General features: G+C 59.2%; 16 protein-coding genes. 11 read left to right on the top strand and 5 right to left on the bottom strand.

Features of this window, described 5'->3' with window-relative positions; genetic code table 11:
• Nucleotides 1–171: 171 nt before the first annotated feature.
• The 3 genes from NL116_RS29735 (at nucleotide 172) to NL116_RS29725 (ending at nucleotide 2,719) form a co-directional block, all read left to right on the top strand.
• Complete coding sequence (locus NL116_RS29735) at nucleotides 172–807, top strand: hypothetical protein (RefSeq protein WP_494375168.1); 636 nt, start codon at nucleotides 172–174, stop codon at nucleotides 805–807.
• 366 nt (nucleotides 808–1,173) lie between these two features.
• Nucleotides 1,174–1,497: a hypothetical protein gene (locus NL116_RS29730; protein ID WP_494375167.1), complete on the top strand. Its 324-nt coding sequence runs from the start codon at nucleotides 1,174–1,176 to the stop codon at nucleotides 1,495–1,497.
• 385 nt (nucleotides 1,498–1,882) lie between these two features.
• A complete protein-coding gene (locus NL116_RS29725) occupies nucleotides 1,883–2,719 on the top strand; it encodes a 23S rRNA (adenine(2030)-N(6))-methyltransferase RlmJ (protein ID WP_222589481.1) in 837 nt (278 codons plus the stop codon).
• 126 nt (nucleotides 2,720–2,845) lie between these two features.
• Here the strand turns inward: NL116_RS29725 and msrA are convergent, their stop codons facing one another.
• The 5 genes from msrA to aceE all read right to left on the bottom strand — a co-directional run bounded on the left by msrA (nucleotide 2,846) and on the right by aceE (nucleotide 12,735).
• Nucleotides 2,846–3,493, bottom strand: coding sequence for a peptide-methionine (S)-S-oxide reductase MsrA (gene msrA / locus NL116_RS29720; RefSeq protein WP_208670384.1), 648 nt, complete (start codon nucleotides 3,491–3,493; stop codon nucleotides 2,846–2,848).
• A gap of 95 nt (nucleotides 3,494–3,588) precedes the next feature.
• The gene (locus tag NL116_RS29715; RefSeq protein WP_494375166.1) at nucleotides 3,589–6,282 is read right to left on the bottom strand and encodes a putative bifunctional diguanylate cyclase/phosphodiesterase; all 2,694 of its coding nucleotides are present in this window, start codon (nucleotides 6,280–6,282) and stop codon (nucleotides 3,589–3,591) included.
• 192 nt (nucleotides 6,283–6,474) lie between these two features.
• Nucleotides 6,475–7,869 (bottom strand): alkaline phosphatase D family protein, encoded by a 1,395-nt coding sequence (locus NL116_RS29710; protein ID WP_494375165.1) that lies wholly within the window; start codon nucleotides 7,867–7,869, stop codon nucleotides 6,475–6,477.
• Between the two features lie 271 nt (nucleotides 7,870–8,140).
• Nucleotides 8,141–10,078 carry a dihydrolipoyllysine-residue acetyltransferase gene (gene aceF / locus NL116_RS29705; protein WP_494375164.1) on the bottom strand — a complete coding sequence of 646 codons (1,938 nt, stop codon included), beginning with the start codon at nucleotides 10,076–10,078 and terminating at the stop codon, nucleotides 8,141–8,143.
• 11 nt (nucleotides 10,079–10,089) lie between these two features.
• On the bottom strand, nucleotides 10,090–12,735 hold the full coding sequence (gene aceE, locus NL116_RS29700) for a pyruvate dehydrogenase (acetyl-transferring), homodimeric type (protein ID WP_494375163.1): 2,646 nt from the start codon (nucleotides 12,733–12,735) through the stop codon (nucleotides 10,090–10,092).
• 383 nt (nucleotides 12,736–13,118) lie between these two features.
• Between aceE and glnE the strand changes: the two genes are divergently transcribed.
• From glnE to NL116_RS29660, 8 genes are all read left to right on the top strand, one after another.
• The gene (gene glnE, locus NL116_RS29695) at nucleotides 13,119–16,058 is read left to right on the top strand and encodes a bifunctional [glutamate--ammonia ligase]-adenylyl-L-tyrosine phosphorylase/[glutamate--ammonia-ligase] adenylyltransferase (protein ID WP_494375162.1); all 2,940 of its coding nucleotides are present in this window, start codon (nucleotides 13,119–13,121) and stop codon (nucleotides 16,056–16,058) included.
• Nucleotides 16,059–16,190: 132 nt separating this feature from the next.
• Nucleotides 16,191–17,225 (top strand): lipopolysaccharide heptosyltransferase II, encoded by a 1,035-nt coding sequence (gene waaF, locus NL116_RS29690; RefSeq protein ID WP_494375161.1) that lies wholly within the window; start codon nucleotides 16,191–16,193, stop codon nucleotides 17,223–17,225.
• 1 nt (nucleotide 17,226) lies between these two features.
• Entirely contained in the window at nucleotides 17,227–18,288 is a 1,062-nt protein-coding gene (gene waaC, locus NL116_RS29685) for a lipopolysaccharide heptosyltransferase I (protein WP_494375160.1), read from the top strand.
• On the top strand, nucleotides 18,288–19,409 hold the full coding sequence (locus NL116_RS29680; protein WP_494375159.1) for a glycosyltransferase family 4 protein: 1,122 nt from the start codon (nucleotides 18,288–18,290) through the stop codon (nucleotides 19,407–19,409). Before waaC ends, NL116_RS29680 begins: the two co-directional genes overlap by 1 nt.
• Nucleotides 19,409–20,215: a lipopolysaccharide core heptose(I) kinase RfaP gene (gene rfaP / locus NL116_RS29675; protein ID WP_494375158.1), complete on the top strand. Its 807-nt coding sequence runs from the start codon at nucleotides 19,409–19,411 to the stop codon at nucleotides 20,213–20,215. Before NL116_RS29680 ends, rfaP begins: the two co-directional genes overlap by 1 nt.
• Nucleotides 20,215–20,949 (top strand): lipopolysaccharide kinase InaA family protein, encoded by a 735-nt coding sequence (locus NL116_RS29670; RefSeq protein WP_494375157.1) that lies wholly within the window; start codon nucleotides 20,215–20,217, stop codon nucleotides 20,947–20,949. The genes rfaP and NL116_RS29670 overlap by 1 nt, the downstream gene beginning before the upstream one ends.
• A complete protein-coding gene (locus NL116_RS29665) occupies nucleotides 20,946–21,698 on the top strand; it encodes a lipopolysaccharide kinase InaA family protein (protein ID WP_494375156.1) in 753 nt (250 codons plus the stop codon). The genes NL116_RS29670 and NL116_RS29665 overlap by 4 nt, the downstream gene beginning before the upstream one ends.
• Complete coding sequence (locus NL116_RS29660; protein ID WP_494375155.1) at nucleotides 21,698–23,149, top strand: lipopolysaccharide kinase InaA family protein; 1,452 nt, start codon at nucleotides 21,698–21,700, stop codon at nucleotides 23,147–23,149. Before NL116_RS29665 ends, NL116_RS29660 begins: the two co-directional genes overlap by 1 nt.
• Nucleotides 23,150–23,259: the final 110 nt, after the last annotated feature.

Here is a 23,259-nt window from a genome sequence, read left to right as displayed (position 1 = left end):
TGATAAAGGTAAAATAAATCCATCCCTTTTTTGAGATACAAGTTACGAAATTTACGTGCGAAGAGTAAATAAATTTGTCCTTCTTTATTTATTTCTCCTTGTTGTGAATTTTGTTTGTGAGTATTGACAGCGAAGAAGAATTTGTTTTGTTTCGGATAAGGTATATTTTTGGTGTTGAAAGTAATTGACGAAGAAAAAAGTAAATCGCTTCTTGATCGGATGGATGAAGCTGGCTGTGTTTTCAATTTTGTCGTGCTCCGCCCTGAGATAAATGTGACAGTCGACGAATCAATTCATCGGCAAGCTTTGACGAGGCTTCACGAAAAGCTCATGAAAGATTCGTGGGATTGGCATAACGATTTGATAAAAAATCCGGAGTATACAAATCCCGGAGATCCAGATATCAGTTGGGAGCTAGATAAGGCTGTGGCTACTGTTTTGAGTCGGGAGGAAATACATAATCTTATTTTAGTCGAAGATTATGAGCGAGGACGGCTGGCATTTTACGGTTCTTTCCGTGAGCCACCTTATCGAACTGAATTCAAACGAGGAGAGCTTGAGGCTCAGGAACTATTCCATGAGTGGTGTCAGGCTCTAGGCCTCGAAGAACAGGATGATGTTGTAGTAATAAATTGGGTTAAGGGATTTAAGCGAGAATGGGTTAATAACTCTGATGCAATTCCAGGGCGCGAATCATGGAGTGATTACTTCAACGAAGGTTTGGAGTGGTGGGGGGTGTGGTGTTTGACTATCTGGAATCCTAAACGTCGCATCATCAGCGCGTTGATTGCCAGTGCATCGGACTGAGTAGTAGTGTTTAAGGTGCTCTTGATAACTGAGAATTTTCCGGGCAAGCCCACCGGAAGTTTCCTTCAACTCGTATCGGTTTCCATGAACTGGTTTGAAATGCATTCCCTCGATAGTCTCTGGTGGTCACTGAAAACTCAGTGGCAGGGTGTAGGAACCCTTCAAGACTAGAGAGGACGCTTCGGCGTCGACACCTGAATTGCGGCCATCAACATGCGTCCGTAAGATCAGTTGCGGCGGCTGTGCGCGGGCACGCTTCGGTGTGGTCGAGTTCTCTGGTCTCGATATTCCTACCCCGCGTATAGCTGCCACCCAAGCCTGTAGGAAGGCCGATGGTAGCGCCCATTACTACCAGAGGTTTCAATCATGAAAAATCTTCACCCCGACCCACCCTACGAAAAACCAATCCCCCACCCCAAAAGCCGCTTCATGGCCCTCACCAGCAACTGCACCGACATGCCCACGTTGTTCGTCGATACCCACGCGCCGCTCGATGTTTTATACGACGCCGCCAACTATCGGATTCGCGCCGTCACGCAGGTGCTGGAGAACATGTCGATGCGCGGTTCGGTTGAGTGTGAGTCGTTCATTCTTAGTGATTTCGCTTTGCTCTGCGCCATCCCATTGCGCGATGGTTGTGATGTGTTGGACGTGATTGGGCGGCGGTTGCGGGCTCGATCTTCGGGCTAAGCGGCGTATGGATTTTGTGGCGAAGGAGCAAGGCTCCCTCGCCACAACAGCAAGATCAAAAGATCGCAGCCTCATTTCACTCGACAGCTCCTACAGGGGGTGTGTTGTGCAAAGTAGCTGCTTGGCTGTGAGGCCCTGACCTTGGCATAAGAGCGAGATCAAAAGATCGCAGCCTCGTTTCACACGACAGCTCCTACAGGGCGGGTGTTGGGCAGAGTAGCTGCTTGGCTGTGAGGCCCTGACCTTGGCATAAGAGCAAGATCAAAAGATCGCAGCCTCGTTTCACTCGACAGCTCCTACAGGGGGATGTGTTGGCCGCTCGGCTGTGAGGTCCTGACGTTCGGCGCCGTACAAGGTAAACTTCCCGGCCTTCGCAGGAGCAATCATGAATTATCGTCACGCCTTCCATGCCGGCAATCACGCCGATGTGTTCAAACACCTGACTTTGACCCGCCTCATCGCCCTGATGTCGCGCAAGGAGCAGCCGTTTGCTTATCTCGATACTCACGCCGGCATTGGTCTGTATGACCTGCAGGGTGATCAGGCGAGCCGTACCGGTGAGTACCTGGAAGGTATTGCGCGTTTGTGGGATCAGCCGGATTTGCCAGCGTTGACCGCCGACTATATGAAGGTGCTGCACGACATGAACCCGGATGGCCAGTTGCGCTATTACCCGGGATCGCCTGAGTTGGCGCGGCGCCTGACGCGGCCGCAGGATCGGGTGATGCTCAACGAGAAGCACCCCGAGGACGGTGTGTTGCTCAAGGACAACATGGCCGGTGACCGTCGGGTGAAAGTGCATCTGGGCGAGGGCTGGCATGTGCCGCGGGCGATGTTGCCTGTGCAGGAGAAGCGGGCGGTGATGTTGATTGATCCACCGTTTGAACAGCTCGATGAGATGCAGCGCTGTGCGGCTTCGCTGAAAGAGGCGATTGGCCGGATGCGTCAAACCGTGGCGGCGATCTGGTATCCGGTGAAGGACCAGCGCTTGTTGCGGCGTTTTTATCAGGATCTGGCTGGCACGGGCGCACCGAAGTTGTTGCGTGTGGAGTTGCTGGTGCATCCGCTGGATACGCCGAACAGTTTGAATGGCTCTGGACTGGCGATTGCGAATCCGCCGTGGGGCCTGGAAGAGGAATTGCGTGAGTTGCTGCCGTGGTTGTCCAAGAAGCTTGGGCAGACCCAGGGCGGGTGGCAGATGGATTGGTTGATTGCCGAATAGGGTCAATCGACAAGCAAGATCAAAAGATCGCAGCCTCGTTTCACTCGACAGCTCCTACATCGGAATGCGTATTCCCTGTAGGAGCTGTCGAGTGAAACGAGGCTGCGATCTTTTGCTTTCTGAGAATTAAATCGGGCAGGTCACGCCTGTACCGCCAATCCCGCAATACCCTTCAGGGTTCTTCGCCAGGTATTGCTGGTGATAGGCCTCGGCGAAGAAGAACGTCGGCGCTTCGTCGATTTCAGTGGTGATTTCGCCTTTTCCAGCCTTGGTCAGTTCGGCCTGGAACACGCCCTTGCTGTGCTGGGCGGCGGCCAGTTGCGTCGGGTTGGTGGCGTAGATCACCGAGCGGTACTGGGTGCCGATGTCGTTGCCCTGGCGCATGCCTTGGGTTGGGTTGTGCAATTCCCAGAACATCTTCAGCAGTTCTTCGTAGCTGACTTTCGCTGGCTCGTAGACCACCAGGACCACTTCGCTGTGGCCGGTCAGGCCCGAGCAGACTTCTTCATACGTCGGGTTCGGGGTAAAGCCGCCGGCGTAACCCACCGCCGTGCTGACCACGCCTTCGCGCTGCCAGAACTTGCGCTCGGCGCCCCAGAAGCACCCCAGGCCGAAGATCGCAAAATCCACGTCCATCGCGAACGGGCCCAGCAGCGGGGCGTCGTGGACGAAGTGTTTTTCCGGCACGGTCATTGGGGTTTCACGACCGGGCAGAGCTTGTTCTTTGGTAGGGAGCACGTTTTTGTTCACCAGAATTTCCGAGCGCAAGACCATCAGCAGTCCCCTCAGTCAGGTTGAATGTAAATTGTCAGACATGCAGTTTGCCCAATGCTGGGCAGTTACGCACTACCCCTGTGGGAACACAGCTGTCAGACGAGAGGGCCGCGCGGGTAGCGCTTGAGCTTTTCGATCAGCTCGGCGCCGGGGATCGGGCGGTCGAACAGGTAGCCCTGGCCGACGTCACAGCGGTGGCGGCGCAGGAACGCCAGTTGTTCGGCGGTCTCGATGCCTTCCGCCACGACCTTGAGTTTCAGGTTGTGGGCCATGGCGATCACCGCGGAGGTGATTTCCATGTCGTCCTGGTTGTCCGGGATTTCGTGGATGAAGCTGCGATCGATCTTGATGATGTCGATCGGGAATTTTTTCAGGTAGCTGAGCGACGAGTAACCGGTGCCGAAGTCGTCCATGGCCAGGGTCAGGCCCAGGCGCTTGAGCTGGTCGAGCTGCAAGTGGGTGTCTTCGGTCGCTTCCAGCAGCAGGCCTTCGGTCAGTTCCAGCTCGAGCAGGTTCGCCGGCAGCGCTTCTTCCTTGAGGATGTTGGCGATGGACGACACCAGGTCCGGGTCGGAGAACTGCTTGGGCGACAGGTTGATCGCCACTTGAAGATTGCCCAGGCCGGCGGCGCTCAGTTCTTTGCTCATGCGGCAGGCCTGGCGGGCGATCCACTTGCCGATCGGGATGATCAGGCCGGTTTCCTCGGCGACGCTGATGAACTGGTCCGGGCGGATCATGCCTTTGTCCGGGTGATTCCAGCGCAGCAGCGCTTCCATGCCCAGCAGGCGACCGCTGCGCAGGCACAGCTTGGGCTGGTAGAACACGTCCAGCTCGTTCTGGGTCAGGGCACGACGCAAATTGTTCTCGACGAACAGTTTGTAACTGGCCTCGGCATTCAGCGCTTCGGTGAACACCTGGACCTGATGCTTGCCGTTGGCCTTGGCCTTGTGCAGCGCCAGGCCGGCGTTGCGCATCAGGGTTTGCGGGTCGCGACCGTGCAGCGGCGCGCAGGCCAGACCCACGGAACCGGTGACGCTGATCAACTGGTTGTCGACGAACATCGGCTTGTCGAGGGTCATCAACAACTGGTGGGCGACCTGTTGACCGGTGCGCAGGTCGGTGTTGTCCAGCAGCACGGCGAATTCGTTACTGGCGAACCGCGCCAGGCTGCCGCTCGGGCTCAGGCTGTTGCGCAGACGTCGGGCCAGGCTGATCAGCAGTTTGTCGCCGGTCTGGTGACCGAGGCTGTCGTTGATCCGCTTGAAGTTGTCGATGTCCACCAGCAGCAGGCTGATCGGCGTATCGGTGTCGCGGGCGAAGCGTTCGTCTAGGTTGCGGATAAACGCCGGGCGGTTGCCGAGGTTGGTCAGGTTATCGGTGTAGGCCAGGCGCTCGATGCGCTGCTGGGCGAGTTTGGTCTGGGTGATGTCTTCGTAGATGCCGATGTAATGCGTCAGCTCGCGGTTGTCGCCGTAGACCTTGGAGATCGACAACTGCCCCCAATACGGTTCGAGGTTTTTGCGTCGGCTCTTGAACTCGCCCTGCCAACTGTTGCTCTTGGCCAGCGCCGAGGGCGCGTCGAACAGCAGTTCGCTGAGGTTTTCCAGTGCCGGCAATTCCGACAGCCGCTGGCCGTGGACTTCATCGGTGCTGTATTGGGTGATGGCGGTGAAGCTCGGGTTGACGTATTCCACCACGCCGTCGCAATTGACCAGCAAAAACGCGTTGGCGCTTTGCTCGACCGCACGCTGGAACAAGTGCAAGGCACTGGTGGCGGTGCGGCGGTTGTGGTTGTTGATGACCTGGGCGAACTGATCGGCCAGTTCGCCGGCAAAGGCGATTTCGTCCGACTGCCAGGCGCGGGTCGCCCCCGTCTGCTCCAGGCACAGCACGCCGACCACCTGGCCGTCGACGCGGATACTGGCGTCGAGCATCGCGTTCACATCGCGTGGGCGCAGGCTCTCGGCCATGTCCCGGGTGCGCGGGTCACGCATGGCGTTGTGGGCGTCGATGGCGCGGCTGCTCTGCAAGGCTTCGAGGTAATCGGGGAATCCGCTGACGTCGATCGGTTCCGGTAGCAGGTATTCGCCGTTTGCGCGGTGAAAAGCCGAAATTGGTACCAGCATCGAACCTTCCAGGTTCCACAGGCTGGCACAGTCGATTTCGTAGATGTCGCAAGCGCTGCGGGTGATCAGTTCGGCGGCTTCTTGCAGGGAGTTGTTGGTGCTGTAGCGCTGGCGGGTCAGCAACAGGATCAGGTCCTGTTGGGCGCGCACCCGGTCCAGATGCTGCAATTGTTCTTGCTGAGCGCGCTGGTTGAGTTCCAGGGCTATTTGCAGGCGCGAGTTCTGGGTTTCCAGATCCTGCGCGGGCTGTAGCTGAAAGCCCTCGAACAGGTCATCAACCACCAGCAGATAGCCGCGCAACAGGTGCCGATTGTGCTGTCTATAGGCTTCGCCCACTTCCAGCAGGTTCAAGGCGCCGGAGGCGGTGTGCAAGGTGTAGCGGATCTGGTAGTTCGGACTGTCGGTGAGTTGCTGCTGGACCGCGTCGTGCAGCTGATAGCGCGCTTCGGGCTCCATCAGGCTGGCATAGGGGGAGTCGACCAGCGCACACAGGTCTACAGCCGGCAGGCCGAAATGGCGTTCGCAATTAGGATCGAGAAACAGCAGCGCCCAGCTAGGCTCATTCAGCCGTTCGAAACGCAGCATGCCGAGCCGCGAGGGCACAGGCAACTGCGTCACTACCTCGGCCACCATACGGCTGGCGGCATCGGGTTGGCTTTTCATTGAGGGGAACTCACTTCGAATGTGCTGATCGCGCCGGGCTCTCGCCCTCTTAACTGTTGTCTGCGGCAAGGTTGCATCATTGCGGCCCCGACTGACAAGAGACATGAAGGCCAAGTGCTATAAGAATATGTCGGCAGGTCCGAAGTTTTCTCCAGCGCGGCCGCAAAACTAATGCATTTGGCCTCCGTTACCTTAGTGCAGCGGGATGTTTGCCGCTTGTAGTCGTTTACCGTCCCGGTCGTGGTAATTGACCTGAATGTGCTCGCCATCAACCACCAGATGGGCAAAGTTGTCCTCGCTGACCACTTGGCTGGTCAGTTCATGCCGGTAGTTCCCCGCAGCCGTTTGCGCCAAGGCTTGATCCAGAATGAACGTGGAGGCCTTGGCGTACGGCAGCAGTTTACTGTTGCACAGCGGTGAGGAAACGACGGTGTGCACCTCGAAGTCCGGGTCTTCGCTGTGGGTCAGGCGACTGGTCAAGGAGCCGTGGACATCGCCCGACACGAAGATGACGTTCTTGATGCGATGTGTGCGGATCGTCTCCAGCAATCGCAGGCGTTGTTCTGGAAAGGCTTTCCAGGCGTCGTCGCCATGGCGTTTGCGGTCGGGGTAGAACATCACACTGGTGACCACGAATTTGACCCGGGCCTGGCTGTGGATCAGCCATTTGCACAACGCCTGCTCCTGTTCGTCGTCCAAAATACGGCGATCATCGGTCGACAGGTTGCGCCGAGTACGGCTGTCGGTGACAAACCATTCGATATTGCCGTCGGTGAACTGATACCAATACTGTTCAAGCTTTCTGCTTATCTGCCCATTGGCTTGAAGTTCATGCGCTGGACTATGGCTGGCCTGATATAACTCATAAGCGGCCATGGCGTTTTTATATAAGACGGCGTCTGACTTGCTTTTGTTGGCTGGCCAGTTGTCTTCAATTTCGTGATCGTCGAGGATCATGTAAGTCGACAGGTTTGCCATGAGTCTGGCTATGTTCGGCTGGGAAAAAGCTGCACGGTATTTGCTGATTATTTCCTTGTACTCGCGGTCGGGTGCAATGAGGTTCAAGTCATCGACATAGATTTGATCGCCGGTCATTAACATCGCGCTGACAGGGGGATTGGCCCGCTGCGCCAGATCGCAGATCGAGCCGAAAATCCGGTCTCCCTTTTGTGGTGCCGAGGCAATGCCTGCCGTCATGCGCAGATAGCGGCAGGAACCGACGATGTACGATCGCGGCGAGCTGGCCTTGCTGGACCTCGTGCGAAAACGATAGATCTCCCTTGGCCATTGCAGTGGCAGTTCCTGGACCGTCTCTACGGTATGCACCGGGCTCATCGGGCTGAACCAGCCGGCTTGATATTCGTATTCGGTATCGCCGGCCAGATGATTGAGTGCGATCACATCTGACATGTCGCGCAAGATCGTCAGTTTTACAAATGCGCCCCGGGACCAACGCTCTTCACCCTGGCGTCTATAACGAACTCCAGCAAATACCAATGCACTATCTTGATGTTTTCCACGCAGGAAGATGCGCGCGTGATTAGTTGTAGTGTGGCCAATAGTCGGGCCGACAGTCGGTTTCAGCATGTTCGAATCCATTCGAAGTAAGTGCTAACTAAGCAGGAGATGGCTAATTAAGTTTTAACTAGAGTCAGTTGGACTAAGACTAGTTGCTGCGTCGAAAAAAATATCGGGAGGATGTGGACTTGAGCTGTGGGCAATGTAAGCCACTGGAGTAGGAAAATACTTTATTCAAGGCAAAAAAAGCCCCGCCAAATTGGCGGGGTTGAGGTACGAGCGTGGCGCTCGGAAAACGGGGTACGCGAGCGGCCCTCCGGTGAAGGAGGGCCAGCCGGTGTTACAGCAGGATGGTGCGGATGTCCGCCAGCAGGCTGCTCAGACGCTGGGTGAAGCGTGCGGCAGCGGCGCCGTTGATCACACGGTGATCGTAGGACAGCGACAGCGGCAGCATCAGTTTCGGCTGGAAGGTTTTGCCGTCCCAGACTGGCTGGATAGTTGCCTTGGAAACACCGAGGATCGCCACTTCCGGCGCGTTGACGATCGGCGTGAAGCCGGTGCCGCCAATGTGGCCGAGGCTGGAAATGGTGAAGCAGGCGCCTTGCATGTCATCAGCGGTGAGCTTTTTGTCGCGGGCTTTGGCGGCCAGCGCAGCGGCTTCGGCTGCCAGTTGCAACAGGCTCTTCTGGTCGACGTTCTTGATGACCGGTACCAGCAGGCCTTCAGGGGTGTCGACGGCGAAGCCGATGTTCACGTACTTCTTGCGAATGATCGCCTTGCCGCTTGGAGCCAGCGAACTGTTGAAGTCCGGCAGTTCCTTGAGCAAATGCGCGCAGGACTTGAGCAGCAGCGGCAGGATGGTCAGCTTGACGCCGGCCTTCTCTGCAACGGCTTTCTGAGCGATACGGAACGCTTCCAGCTCGGTGATATCAGCCGAATCGAACTGAGTCACGTGTGGAATGTTCAGCCAGCTGCGATGCAGGCTCGACGCGCCGATTTGCATCAGGCGAGTCATCGGCACTTCTTCGGTTTCACCGAAGCGGCTGAAGTCCACCACCGGAATCGGCGGGATGCCCGCGCCGCCGGTTGCGCCGGCAGCAGCGGCCGGTGCTTCCTTGGCCTTCTGCATCATCGCCTTGACGTAAACCTGCACGTCTTCCTTGAGGATGCGACCGTGCGGGCCACTGGCGCCGACGGCATTCAGCTCGACGCCGAACTCGCGAGCCAGTTGACGCACGGCCGGGCCAGCGTGAACTTTGGCGCCAGGCTTGGCTGGAGCAGCAACCGGGGCGGCGGCTGGTGCGGCGGCGGCAGGTGCAGCAGCGGCTTGAGCCGGAGCACTTGGTGCAGCAGCAGGCGCAGCGCCTTTGATTTTCAGCTTGAGGATCAGGTCGCCGGTACCGACTTCGTCATCCAGCTTGATGGAAACGCTTTCCACCACGCCAGCGGCAGGCGATGGGATTTCCATGCTCGCCTTGTCGGATTCCAGGGTGATCAGCGACTGGTCGGCTTCAACGGTGTCACCGGCCTTGACCAGGACTTCGATGATCTTGGCCTTGCCCGCCGAACCGATGTCCGGAACGTGGATGTCCTGAACGCTGTCGGCCACTGGAGCAGCCGGAGCTGCAGCGGCTGGCGCAGGAGCCGCGGCGGCCGGTGCAGCCGCCTGAGCTGGAGCGGCAGCCGGGGCCGCAGCACCTGCCACTTCCAGATCCAGAATCAGGTCGCCGGTGCCGACTTCGTCGTTGAGCTTGACGCTGATGGCCTTGATCACGCCAGCGGCGGGCGAAGGGATTTCCATGCTCGCCTTGTCGGATTCCAGGGTGATCAAGGATTGATCAGCCGCGACGGTGTCGCCGACCTTGACCTGGATCTCGATGATCTGGGCCTTGCCCGCCGAACCGATGTCCGGCACATGCACTTTCTGAATCGAAGCGGCAGCCGGCGCAGCAGCTGGCGCAGCGGCGGCAGCAGGAGCAGCAGCCGGTTTCGCTTCAGCTTTTGCAGCGGGTGCAGGGGCCGCCGCAGGGGCCGCCGCAGCGGCACCTTCGACTTCCAGCTCGAGCAGTTCGTCGCCTTCTTTCAGGCGATCGCCCAGCTTCACCTTGATGCTTTTGACGATGCCGGCTTTAGGCGCAGGAATTTCCATGCTCGCCTTGTCCGATTCCAGCGTCAGGATGCTCTGGTCGGCTTCGACACGGTCGCCGACCTTCACAAACAGTTCAATTACTTCACCTTCACCGCTGCCGATGTCAGGTACGCGAATGAGTTCGCTCACAGAATCTCTCCTCAGCAGTCCAGTGGGTTGAGTTTTTCCGGGTTGATACCGAACTTGGTGATGGCTTCAGCCACAACCTTAGGTTCGATGTCACCACGGTCAGCCAAGGCTTCCAGGGCTGCCAACACCACGAAATGACGGTCGACTTCGAAGAAATGACGCAGTTTCTTGCGGCTGTCGCTGCGGCCGAAACCGTCGGTGCCCAGGACTTTGAATTCCTTGGACGGGACCCACTGGCGAATTTGTTCAGCGAACAACTTCATGTAGTCGGTAGAGGCGATGACCGGACCTTTACGGCCGTTCAGGCACTCTTCGACGTAGCTCAGCTTAGGCTTCTGGCCCGGGTGCAAACGGTTGCTGCGCTCGACAGCCAGGCCATCGCGACGCAGTTCGTTGAAGCTGGTCACGCTCCAGACGTCAGCGCCGATGTTGAACTCTTCGCGCAGGATCTTCGCCGCTTCACGGACTTCACGCAGGATGGTGCCGGAGCCCATCAGTTGAACGTGGTGCGCCGCTTCGCGGGTGTCTTCTTCGAGCAGGTACATGCCCTTGATGATGCCTTCCTCGACACCGGCCGGCATGGCTGGCTGCTGGTAGGACTCGTTCATCACGGTGATGTAGTAGAAAACGTCCTGCTGCTCTTCGGTCATCTTCTTCATGCCGTCCTGGATGATCACCGCCAGCTCATAGCCGTAGGTTGGATCAAAGGTGCGGCAGTTCGGGATGGTGCCGGCCAGGATGTGGCTGTGACCGTCTTCGTGTTGCAGGCCTTCGCCGTTCAATGTGGTCCGGCCGGCGGTGCCGCCGATCAGGAAACCACGGGTACGGCTGTCGCCAGCGGCCCAGGCAAGGTCGCCGATACGCTGGAAGCCAAACATCGAGTAGAAGATGTAGAACGGCAGCATTGGCTGGTTGTGGCTGGAGTACGAAGTACCGGCAGCGATGAAGGAGCTCATGGCGCCCGCTTCGTTGATGCCTTCTTCGAGAATCTGGCCCTTCTTGTCTTCCTTGTAGAACATCACCTGGTCTTTATCGACTGGCTCGTAGAGCTGGCCGACGGAGGAGTAGATGCCCAACTGGCGGAACATGCCTTCCATACCGAAGGTACGGGCTTCGTCCGGGATGATCGGAACGATGCGCGAGCCGATTTCCTTGTCCTTGACCAGTTGCGCGAGGATCCGCACGAACGCCATGGTGGTGGAAATCTCACGGTCGCCCGAGCCATCAAGGATGGCCTTGAGGGTATCGAGTGGCGGCGTTGGCACGCTGATGCTCTTCGCGCGGCGCTGTGGTACGAAACCGCCCAGGGCAGTGCGGCGCTCGCTCAGGTAGCGGGCTTCGGCGCTGTTTGGCTCTGGCTTGAAGAACGGCAGGTTTTCCAGCTCTTCATCCTTGACCGGGATGTCGAAACGATCGCGGAACAGCTTCAGGCTTTCAACATCAACCTTCTTGGTGTTGTGCGCGGTGTTCTTCGCTTCGCCGGCACCGGTGCCATAACCCTTGATGGTCTTGGCCAGGATGACGGTCGGTTGTTCTTTGTGGTTGACCGCTTCGTGGTACGCCGCATAGACCTTGTACGGGTCGTGGCCACCACGGTTGAGTTTCCAGATCTCGTCGTCGGACAGATCAGCAACCATCGCCTTGAGTTCTGGCGAGTTGAAGAAGTGTTCACGCACGAACGCGCCGTCTTTGGCTTTGTAGTTCTGGTACTCGCCGTCGATGACTTCGTCCATGCGACGTTGCAGGATGCCGTCGACGTCCTTGGCCAGCAGTGGGTCCCAGAAACGGCCCCAGATGACTTTGGTCACGTTCCACTGAGCACCACGGAACACGCCTTCGAGTTCCTGGATGATCTTGCCGTTGCCGCGAACCGGGCCGTCGAGGCGCTGCAGGTTGCAGTTGATGACGAAGATCAGGTTGTCGAGCTTCTCGCGGCCAGCCAGCGAGATCGCGCCCAGGGATTCCGGCTCGTCACACTCGCCGTCGCCCAGGAAGCACCAGACTTTCTGCTTGCCTTCAGGGATGAAGCCACGGGCTTCCAGGTACTTCATGAAACGTGCCTGGTAGATCGCCTGGATCGGGCCCAGCCCCATGGATACGGTCGGGAACTGCCAGAAGTCAGGCATCAGCCAAGGGTGCGGGTAGGACGACAAACCGTGACCGTCGACTTCCTGGCGGAAGTTGTTCATCTGGTCTTCGGTGATGCGGCCTTCCATGAATGCACGGGCGTAAACGCCTGGCGAGGTGTGGCCCTGGAAGTAGATCAGGTCGCCGCCGTGTTCGTCGGTCGGGGCCTGGAAGAAATAGTTGAAGCCGATGTCATACAGGGTGGCGCTGGAGGCGAAGCTGGAGATGTGACCGCCCAGGTCAGAATCTTTCAGGTTCGTACGCATCACCATGGCCATCGCGTTCCAGCGTACCAACGAGCGAATGCGGCGTTCCATGAACAGGTCGCCAGGCATGCGTGCTTCGTGGGTAACAGGAATGGTGTTGCGGTATGGCGTGGTGATGGCGTAAGGCAGTTGCGAACCGCTGCGGGTCGCCAATTCGCCCATACGGGTCATCAGATAGTGAGCGCGGTCTTCGCCTTCTTTGTCGAGAACCGATTCCAGGGCGTCCAGCCATTCCTGGGTTTCGACGGGATCGAGGTCTTGCATGGCTTGCTCCAGGGCGGAAAGGCTTCCAGAATCGGTTGCCTGAGTTTGCGACTGGCCTTGTGGGCAGACGATATAAATTCTTGGATTGCCGAGAGGTTGTTCCGGCGGCGTGTAGTTTTACTACAAATCTTCGGGCATTTCAGCCCTTCGAATGTATATACGAGTAGTAAAACTACAGATGAATGGCTTGTGGCCTCCGGCTGCGTTGTGAGAATAATCGTTAAGGTTGGTCTTTTACCAATCACAAAAGGTGAAAGCTTGATGTTCACTGCCAAAAATAAAGAATTTTCAGCTATTTCTAACTTTTGTTCGACAGTCCTCCACGTAGTGCAATATGAAAATTCACTACATGCAACCCGTTCTACGCCGATCAAGGATAGACCATGAGCCTCCCAACGCTTGCCGAACTGCCCGCCATTCTCCTGCCGTTTGTCACCCGTGCCGAGCAATCGTTGCGTGCCGCCGTTGCGGCACTTGAAAACGACCATGGCCTGTCGACCTGGACGCCTGAACGCTGGGCGCAATTCGCCCGTGTCGCGGCGGCCAGCGACTTTGTGATTGAACAGAGTGTGCGTGACCCTTTGATGTTGCTGGCGTTGGTGCAGTCCGGCGAACTGGACCGCAGCTACGCGCCTGGCGAGCTGTGCGCACAGATTGCGGCGGCGGTGAGTGCAGCGCAAACCGAAGACGAACTTGGCCGCGTCCTGCGTCGCCAGCGCACCCGACATCAAGTGAGGATCATCTGGCGCGACCTGACCCGTCAGGCCGATCTGGTCCAGACCTGCCGCGACCTCTCGGACATGGCCGATGCGAGCATCGATCAGGCCTATCAGTGGTTGTATTCGCGTCATTGCCAGCAGTTCGGCGTGCCGACCGGTCGCCGCAGTGGCGAGCCGCAGCAGATGGTCATCCTCGGCATGGGCAAGCTCGGCGCCGTGGAACTCAATCTGTCGTCGGACATCGACCTGATCTTCGCCTACCCCGAGGGTGGCGAAACCGTCGGGGTGAAGCGTTCGCTGGATAACCAGGAATTTTTCATTCGTCTTGGTCAGCGCCTGATCAAGGCGCTGGACCCGATGACCGTCGACGGCTTCGTGTTCCGCGTCGACATGCGCTTGCGGCCATACGGTTCGGCTGGTGCGTTGGTCTTGAGCTTCAATGCGCTGGAGCAGTATTACCAGGATCAGGGTCGGGACTGGGAACGCTACGCGATGATCAAGTCGCGGGTGGTGGCCGGCGATCAGGTGGCCGGCGCGCAATTGCAGGACATGCTGCGCCCGTTCGTTTACCGGCGTTACCTGGACTTTTCGGCCATCGAAGCGCTGCGCACCATGAAGCAACTGATCCAGCAGGAAGTGCGGCGCAAGGGCATGGCCGACAACATCAAGCTCGGTTCCGGCGGCATCCGCGAAGTCGAATTTATCGCTCAGGCTTTTCAGCTGATCCACGGCGGCCGCGACTTGAGCCTGCAACAACGGCCTCTATTAAAAGTATTGAGCACGCTGGAAGGTCAGGGTTACCTGCCGCCGGCGGTCATCAGCGAGTTGCGCGAAGGGTACGAATTCCTGCGATACACCGAGCACGCGATTCAGGCGATCGCCGACCGCCAGACCCAGATGCTGCCGGACGGCGCGCAGGATCAGGCACGCATTGCCTTTATGTTGGGCTTCGTCGACTGGGACGCTTTTCACGAGCAGCTGATGTATTGGCGTGGCCGCGTGGCCTGGCACTTCGCTCAGGTGATTGCCGACCCCGATGAAGAGGAAGGCACAGAAAGCGAAGTAGTGGTGGGTGGCGAATGGCTGCCGCTGTGGGAAGAAGCTCAGGACGAAGAGGCGGCTTGCCGGCAGTTAGAAGAGGGCGGTTTCAAGGATGCTTCCAAAGCCCTGAAAGCCTTGGCCGGTTTGCGCAGCAGTCCGCAACTGCGGGCGATGCAGCGTCTGGGCCGGGAACGCCTTGATGCCTTTATTCCGCGGTTGTTGGCTCAGGCCGTTGAACATGCCAATCCGGATCTGGTGCTGGAGCGCGTGCTGCCGCTGGTTGAGGCCGTGGCCCGTCGCTCCGCGTATCTGGTATTGCTGACCGAAAACCCCGGTGCGTTGCGCCGCTTGCTGACCTTGTGCGCCGCGAGCCCGTGGATCGCCGAACAGATCACCCGTTTCCCGCTGCTACTGGATGAATTGCTCAACGAAGGCCGGCTATTCAAGCCGCCGCTGGCGCCAGAACTGGCTGCCGAGTTGCGCGAGCGCCTGACGCGGATTCCCGAGGATGACCTCGAGCAGCAAATGGAAGCCTTGCGCCATTTCAAACTGGCGCATCGCTTGCGCGTCGCCGCCTCGGAAATCGCCGGCAGCCTGCCGTTGATGAAAGTCAGCGATTACCTGACGTGGCTTGCTGAAGCGATACTCGAACAAGTGCTGGCCCTGGCCTGGCGCCAGACCGTGGCCAAGTACGGCACGCCGCTACGCACCGACGGCACGTTGTGCGATCCCGGCTTCATTATTGTCGGTTATGGGAAAGTCGGCGGGCTCGAACTCGGGCATGGTTCGGACCTGGACCTGGTGTTCATCCACGACGGCGACCCGCAGGCGGAAACCGACGGGCCTAAGCCGATTGATGGTGCGCAATTCTTCACCCGGCTGGGGCAACGGATTATTCACTTGCTGACGGCGCAGACCAACTCCGGTCAGTTGTATGAAGTGGACATGCGCCTGCGACCGTCCGGTGCATCGGGGTTGTTGGTCAGTTCACTGGGGGCGTTTGCCCGCTATCAGGAAAACGAAGCCTGGACATGGGAACACCAAGCGCTGGTGCGAGCGCGGGTGCTGGTCGGCAGTCAGGACGTCGGCCAGGCGTTCGAGAAAGTGCGTGCGGCAATACTCGGCAAGGCGCGGGACCTGTCGACCCTGCGTCAAGAGGTAAGCGAGATGCGCGCCAAGATGCGCGATAACCTCGGCAGCAAGAGCACCGCGGCCGGTACCGGGGCAAATGCCTTCGAGGCCACGGCGCCGTTCGATCTCAAGCAGGACGCCGGAGGTATCGTCGATATTGAATTTATGGTGCAATACGCGGCCCTGGCGTGGTCCGAAACACACCCGCCATTGCTTCGCTGGACCGATAACATCCGCATTCTGGAAGAGCTGGAACACGAAGGGCTGATGCCCGTCGAAGACGCCAACTTGCTGCGCGAGGCCTATAAAGCCTACCGCTCCGCCGCTCACCGGCAGGCCTTGCAGAAGGACGCCGGGGTGATACCAGGCGATCAGTTCGCGGACGAACGGCGACAGGTAGTGCGGATCTGGCGCGAGCTGGGGTTAAGCTGAAACAGGATGGTTGCAACACTCAATACCCAAGGCGGGAGCGAGCAAGCTCGCTCCCGCAGTAGATCTGCAGTGTTTTGTAGAATTATCGAGGCGGGGAGGCGTAGGCCTCCCCGGTTCGTTTTTGGAAACCACATGAAAATTCTGATCGTTGGGCCCAGCTGGGTCGGTGACATGGTGATGGCGCAGACACTGTTTCAGTGCCTCAAGCAACGCCACCCGCAATGCGAAATCGACGTCCTGGCCCCCGAGTGGAGCCGGCCGATCCTGGAGCGCATGCCCGAAGTCCGGCAGGCCTTGAGCTTTCCGCTCGGCCACGGTGCCTTGGAACTGGCGACTCGTCGGCGCATCGGCAAATCCCTGGCCGGCCAGTACGACCAGGCGATCTTGCTGCCCAATTCGTTGAAATCGGCGCTGGTGCCGTTCTTCGCCGGCATCCCGAAGCGCACCGGCTGGCGTGGCGAGTTCCGCTATGGCCTGCTCAACGATATGCGCACGCTGGATAAAGAACGTTATCCGCTGATGATCGAGCGCTTCATGGCCCTGGCTTATGAGCCCGGCGCCGAACTGCCGACCCCTTATCCACGCCCGAGCTTGCAGATTGACCCGGTCACCCGCGAAGCGACGCTGGCCAAGTTCGATCTGACCCTCGACCGCCCGGTGCTGGTCTTGTGCCCCGGCGCCGAGTTCGGCGAGGCCAAGCGCTGGCCGTCCGAGCATTACGCCAAGGTCGCCGAAGCGAAGATTCGCGAAGGCTGGCAAGTCTGGCTGTTCGGTTCGAAAAATGATCACGCGGTGGGTGAAGACATCCGCGCGCGGCTGATTCCCGGCCTGCGTGAAGAGGCGGTCAACCTCAGCGGCGGTACCTCATTGGCCCAAGCCATTGACCTGATGTCCTGCGCTGACGCAGTGGTGTCCAACGACTCCGGCCTGATGCACGTCGCCGCGGCGTTGAACCGCCCGCTGGTGGCGGTTTATGGCTCGACATCGCCAGGCTTTACCCCGCCGTTGGCCGAGCACGTCGAAGTGGTGCGCCTGGGTATCGAATGCAGCCCGTGCTTTGATCGCACGTGCCGTTTCGGTCATTACAACTGCCTGCGCCAGCTCATGCCGCCGGCAGTGAACGAAGCTTTGCAGCGATTGCAGGGCACTGTGGTCGAGGTCAAATAGTTTGCGCGTTTTGCTGATCAAGACTTCTTCGCTGGGCGACGTGATTCACGCGTTACCGGCGCTGACCGACGCGGCGCGGGCGATTCCCGGCATCAAGTTCGACTGGGTGGTGGAAGAAGGCTTCGCCGAGATCCCGACCTGGCATCCCGCCGTCGGCAAGGTGATCCCGGTGGCGATCCGTCGCTGGCGCAAGAGCCTCTGGCAAACCATCAAGAGCGGCGAGTGGAAGCGCTTCAAACAAAGTGTTCGAGCCGAAAAATATGATCTGGTGATTGACGCCCAGGGCTTGCTGAAAAGCGCCTGGCTGACACGCTACGTCAAGGCGCCGGTCGCCGGGCTGGACAAGGATTCGGCGCGCGAGCCGGTGGCTGCGCGTTTCTACTCCCGCCGTCTGGCAGTGGGCCGTGGACAGCACGCGGTGGAGCGGGTGCGCCAATTGTTCGCCTTGGCGTTGGGCTACGACTTGCCTAAAGGCCTGGGGGATTACGGCCTGAACGTCGAGCGCCTGGTCGAACTGCCGCGCAAGAATCCGTACGTGCTGTTCCTGCATGGCACCACATGGGACACCAAACACTGGCCGGAAGCCTACTGGCGTGAACTGGCCGAACGCGTCGGTTATCTGGGCGTCGGCGTGAAGCTGCCGTGGGGCAACCCGATCGAGAAAGCCCGGGCCGAGCGCATCGCCACCGGGTTCCGTCATGTCGAAGTGCTGCCCAAGCTGAACCTGGCCGGTGTCGGCAAAGTGTTGGCCGGCGCGCAGGCCTGTGTCGCCGTGGACACTGGCCTTGGTCACTTGGCCGCCGCCCTCGATGTTCCCACGCTGTCGCTGTTTGGCCCGACCAACCCGGGCCTGACCGGCGCCTACGGTAAAGCGCAGATTCACATCGCCAGTGACTTCCCCTGTGCACCGTGCCTGCAAAAGAAATGCACGTATCAACCGACGGAACAGGATGCCCGTCAGTTCAATCTGAAACGCGAGTGGCCGCTGTGCTTCACGCGTCTGAATCCCGAGCGTGTCGCGACCCGACTGAGCACGTTGTTACTGGCTGAGGAGCTGCGCTGATGCAATTGGCATTCGTCTTGTACAAGTACTTTCCGTTCGGGGGGCTGCAGCGTGACTTCATGCGCATCGCCCTCGAATGTCAGCAGCGCGGGCATCAGATTCGTGTCTACACGCTGATCTGGGAGGGCGACGTTCCGCCAGGTTTTGAAGTGCTGGTGGCGCCGGTCAAGGCGTTCTTCAATCATCGCCGTAACGAAAAGCTCACCGAGTGGATGGAAGCGGATCTGGCCAAGCGCCCCGTGGACCGTTTGATCGGTTTCAACAAAATGCCGGGCCTGGACGTTTACTACGCTGCCGACGGCTGCTTCGAAGACAAGGCGCAGAACCTGCGGCACTCGTTGTACCGGCGTTGGGGCCGTTACCGGCATTTTGCCGAGTACGAGCGCGCGGTGTTCGCCAAGGACGCCAAGACTGAAGTGCTGATGATTTCCGAAGTGCAGCAGCCGCTGTTCATCAAGCATTACGACACGCCGCTGGAGCGTTTTCACCTGCTGCCGCCGGGTATTTCCCAGGACCGTCGCGCACCGGCCAATGCTGCCGAAATCCGAGCCGGTTTCCGTGCCGAGTTCAACCTGAAAGACGATGAACTGTTGCTGGTGCAAATCGGCTCCGGGTTCAAGACCAAGGGCGTGGATCGCAGCCTCAAGGCATTGGCCGCGTTGCCCGCTGATCTGAAGAAACGCACCCGGCTGTTTGTAATTGGCCAGGATGACCCCAAATTATTCCAGATGCAGAGCACGGCATTGGGGCTCGGTGACAACGTGACGTTCCTGAAGGGGCGTAGCGATATCCCGCGTTTCCTGCTCGGTGCCGACCTGTTGATCCACCCGGCGTACAACGAAAACACCGGGACCGTGTTGCTCGAAGCGCTGGTGGCCGGGTTGCCGGTGTTGGTGAGTGCGGTCTGTGGCTACGCCCATTACATCGCCGAAGCCGACGCCGGCCTGGTGCTGGACGAACCCTTCGATCAGGCACAATTGACCCAGTACCTGACCGGCATGTTGAACGACGCTCAAGCACGAGCGGCCTGGAGCCGCAACGGTCTGGCCTTCGCCGAGACGGCCGATCTCTACAGCATGCCGCAACACGCGGCCGATGTGATTCTGGCGGAGCACGCTTAATGAAGTTGATGCTGGCTGAACCGTTCAAGAGCCTTTGGGCCGGACGCGATGCGTTCACCGAAGTCGAGGGCCTCGAGGGCGAGGTTTACCGTGAGCTGGAAGCGCGCCGGACTTTGCGCACTGAAGTGAACGGCAATGGTTTTTTCGTGAAGATCCACCGGGGCATTGGCTGGGGCGAGATCTTCAAGAACCTGCTGACGGCCAAGCTGCCGGTCCTCGGCGCGGGTCAGGAATGGAAGGCCATTCAGCGCCTCCAAGAAGTCGGCGTGCCGACCATGACCGCCGTGGCTTACGGTGAGAAAGGCAGCAATCCGGCGGATCAACACTCGTTCATCGTCACCGAAGAACTGGCGCCGACCGTCAGCCTCGAAGACTTCAGCATCGACTGGGTCAAGAACCCGCCTGCGCCCACGCTCAAGCGTGCGTTGATCGCCGAAGTCGCGCGCATGACCGGCATGATGCACCGAGCCGGGGTCAACCATCGCGACTGCTACATCTGCCACTTCCTGCTGCACACCGACAAACCGGTGGCGGCGGATGATTTCAAACTCTCGGTGATCGACCTGCACCGTGCCCAGACCCGCCCGGCAATCACCCAGCGCTGGCGCAACAAAGATCTGGCGGCGCTGTACTTTTCGGCCCTGGACATTGGCCTGACCCGGCGCGACAAATTGCGTTTCCTCAAGGGCTACTTCCAGAAGCCACTGCGCCAGATCCTGGCCGAGGAAGCGTCATTGCTCGCCTGGCTTGAAGGCAAGGCCAATAAACTCTATGACCGTAAACAGCGATATGGGGATGCGCTCTGATGGCGGGTTGGAGACTGGAGCCAGCTTACAGCGATTTGGCAGAAGATTTTGGCAGCCTTGAAGCAGTGTTCGCGCTGCAAGGTGAACGGCTGACCCGCGACCTGTTGTCCGAGGTCATCCGCGTTAATCGCAACGGCGTCAATTATTACGTCAAGCGCTACGTTGGGGCCGGCAAAGGCTTGCGTCGTTACCTGGGCAAACCCCGGGTGAAGGCCGAATGGCAGAACCTCAAGCGCTTCGCCAAGTGGGGCATTCCTACCGCCGAAGTGGTGGCCTGGGGCCTGGAACGACGTGGCGCGGCGTACGATCGCGGGGCGATGATCACCCGCGAGTTGCCCAACACTGAAGACTTGTCGGCCCTCGCTGATCGGCGCGATCCGAAGTTGGCGGACCGCGCCTGGGTCGATTCGCTCAGTCGGCAGTTGGCCGGTTACACCCGGACCATGCACGACAATCGCTTTACCCATAACGATTTGAAGTGGCGCAACTTGCTGGTCGATGATCAAGCCCGACTGTTCCTGATCGATTGCCCCAATGGCGATTTCTGGCACGGCTTCTGGCTTAAGTACCGCATCACCAAAGACCTGGCCTGCCTCGACAAGGTGGCCAAATACCACCTGTCGGCGACCCAGCGCCTGCGCTTTTATTTGCAATACCGCCAGCGTGACCGGTTGAATGCCGCCGACAAGAAACGCATTCGGCACGTGATGAGATTTTTCGAGGGACGCGAATGACTGATTTTCTGGCCGCTGAAGACCGTGCGCTGCTTGAGCGCCATGGCCTCGGCACGTTCGATGCGCTCTGGGCCAAACAGCTCGAGGCTGTGGATGAGCCCAACACCGTTGGCGATGGCTGGAGCAGTGTGTTTCGGCTGGATCTGGAAGGACGTGGCTTCTACCTCAAGCGCCAGAGCAACTACCTGACGCGTACCTTCCACGCGCCCTTCGGCGAGCCGAGTTTTGCCCGTGAATTTCGCAACATCAGCCGCTATGAAAAGCTCGGCATTCCGGCGCTGAAGGCGACTTTTTTTGGTGAGCGAAAAATCAACGGCGAAGTCCGGGCGGTACTGTTGACTCGCGCGCTGGACGGTTGGGATGACTTGGATTCGCTGTTGCAGCGCTGGTCGGACCTGAGCGAGGCACAGCACTCGGCGATTCTCAAAGCCTGTGGCGAACTGGCGCGGCGACTGCACGGGGTACGTCAGGTGCATGGCTGTTTCTACCCCAAACATATTTTTCTGCAGGCCACAGGCGACGGTTATCTGGCTCAGTTGATCGACCTGGAAAAAACCCGGCCGCTGCTGTTCGGTCAGCGTGACCGAGTCAAGGATCTGGAACCGTTGCTGCGTCGTGCGCCGGAGTGGACCGACGCGCAGTTGCGCGAATTGCTGGCGGTCTATGTCGATCAACCCTCGGACAGTTCACTGGTGGACAGTTGGGTGTCGCGCCTGACTGCGCGTCGCAGTCGCAAGGAGACGCGCTGATGCGCTTGTCCGAACTGAAAAACGGCGGCCGCAGCCCGAGCCTGCCGATGAGCATTTCCCTGGCCGATGCCGCAGGTCCCGCCGATTTGCAGTTGTTGAGTCTGCTGCGGGTTTTACCGGGGCAGCGTTATGTCGGCGCCGGTGTCTGGCGTGGCCGTCCGGTGCTGGCCAAATTATTGGTTGGCAGCAAGGCGGCGCGGCACTTTCAGCGTGAACTGGACGGCGTGCGTTTACTCTCCGATCAGGGTCTGACTACGCCGCAACTGCTGGCAGATGGGCTAAAGGATGGCGAAGGCGGCTGGCTGTTGTTCGATTTCCTCGAAGGCGCCGAGAGCCTGGGAGAGACTTGGAAAAAGGTCGAGCACTTGCCCGTGTTGGCGGATATGCAAGGGGCCGTGATCGCCGAGGCGCTGGGCGCAATCGGCCAAATGCATCGCAAGGGACTCTGGCAGGAAGACCTGCATCTGGACAACCTGCTGCGTCAGCGCGGCCGTTTGTACCTGATCGACGGCGGCGGTGTCTGTGCTGAAACGCCGGGCCAACCGCTGTCACGCAATAAAGTCCTGGAAAACCTCGGCGTATTTTTTGCGCAGTTGCCCAAGTCGCTGGAGCCGTTTATCGAAGAACTGCTGGTGTATTACCTGCTGAGCAACGGCGAGCACGCCTTGCCCATGGAAGCCTTGCAGAAGCAGATCGATAAGGTTCGCGCCTGGCGCTTGAAGGACTTTCTGATCAAGGTCGGCCGCGAATGCACGCTGTTCAGCGTCCAGCGCGGGGCGTTCCGTCTGCGGGCGATTCGTCGCGAGGAAGAGGCCGCGATGCTGCCGGTGCTGGGGCAGGCCGATGCGTTGCTCGATCAGGGCCATTTGTACAAGACCGGCGGCGCGGCGACTGTAGGAAAATTCGAGATCGATGGTCGGACGCTTGTGATCAAGCGCTACAACATCAAAGGCTTTGCTCATTGGCTCAAACGCTTCTGGCGCCCGAGCCGTGCCTGGCACTCGTGGCGCGAAGGCAATCGACTGGCGTTCCTCGGAATCGCCACGCCCAAGCCGCTGGCATTGCTGGAAACGCGGTTTTTCTGGCTGCGCCGTCGGGCCTATCTGGTGACCGAGTATTTGCCGGGGCCGGACATCATAGAGCGTTTCGCCCCCTACGTTGAAAGCGGCAATGCACCGGAATCAGAATTGCTGGCGCTGGATCATCTGTTCGCCGAGCTGATCGGCGCGCGCATCAGCCATGGCGACTTCAAGGGCCACAACCTGTTCTGGCAGGAAGATCGCTGGGCGCTGATTGACCTGGATTCTATGTGTCAGCATGGCTCGGTGGGCAGCTTTGCCCCGGCGTATGCTCGGGATCGGGCGCGGTTTATGCGCAATTGGCCTGAGAGCAGTGCGCTGTATCAGGTCATTGATCAGCGTCTTCCCAAAGACATCTCCAGCGCGGCCTGAAAAGGGTCTTCGACGCTATCGCGAGCAGGCTCGCTCCTACAGTGGTTTCGTGCACGGCGTAGATTTAGTGCAGGGGTGAGCCTGCTCGCGATGGGGGAGACCAGCCGCGG

This window comes from Pseudomonas sp. FBCC-B1667, from assembly GCF_059133255.1.
This window is presented reverse-complemented; position numbering and strand designations above follow the sequence as displayed.

What these genes read in the sequence shown, in the direction of transcription:
- NL116_RS29710 (WP_494375165.1), bottom strand. Translation starts at nt 7,869, where the DNA reads ATGCTGAAACCGACTGTCGGCCCGACTATTGGCCACACTACAACTAAT.
- NL116_RS29670 (WP_494375157.1), top strand. Translation starts at nt 20,215, where the DNA reads ATGGCGGGTTGGAGACTGGAGCCAGCTTACAGCGATTTGGCAGAAGAT.
- NL116_RS29680 (WP_494375159.1), top strand. Translation starts at nt 18,288, where the DNA reads ATGCAATTGGCATTCGTCTTGTACAAGTACTTTCCGTTCGGGGGGCTG.
- glnE (WP_494375162.1), top strand. Translation starts at nt 13,119, where the DNA reads ATGAGCCTCCCAACGCTTGCCGAACTGCCCGCCATTCTCCTGCCGTTT.
- aceE (WP_494375163.1), bottom strand. Translation starts at nt 12,735, where the DNA reads ATGCAAGACCTCGATCCCGTCGAAACCCAGGAATGGCTGGACGCCCTG.
- NL116_RS29730 (WP_494375167.1), top strand. Translation starts at nt 1,174, where the DNA reads ATGAAAAATCTTCACCCCGACCCACCCTACGAAAAACCAATCCCCCAC.
- msrA (WP_208670384.1), bottom strand. Translation starts at nt 3,493, where the DNA reads ATGGTCTTGCGCTCGGAAATTCTGGTGAACAAAAACGTGCTCCCTACC.
- NL116_RS29660 (WP_494375155.1), top strand. Translation starts at nt 21,698, where the DNA reads ATGCGCTTGTCCGAACTGAAAAACGGCGGCCGCAGCCCGAGCCTGCCG.
- NL116_RS29715 (WP_494375166.1), bottom strand. Translation starts at nt 6,282, where the DNA reads ATGAAAAGCCAACCCGATGCCGCCAGCCGTATGGTGGCCGAGGTAGTG.
- NL116_RS29665 (WP_494375156.1), top strand. Translation starts at nt 20,946, where the DNA reads ATGACTGATTTTCTGGCCGCTGAAGACCGTGCGCTGCTTGAGCGCCAT.
- rfaP (WP_494375158.1), top strand. Translation starts at nt 19,409, where the DNA reads ATGAAGTTGATGCTGGCTGAACCGTTCAAGAGCCTTTGGGCCGGACGC.
- waaF (WP_494375161.1), top strand. Translation starts at nt 16,191, where the DNA reads ATGAAAATTCTGATCGTTGGGCCCAGCTGGGTCGGTGACATGGTGATG.
- NL116_RS29725 (WP_222589481.1), top strand. Translation starts at nt 1,883, where the DNA reads ATGAATTATCGTCACGCCTTCCATGCCGGCAATCACGCCGATGTGTTC.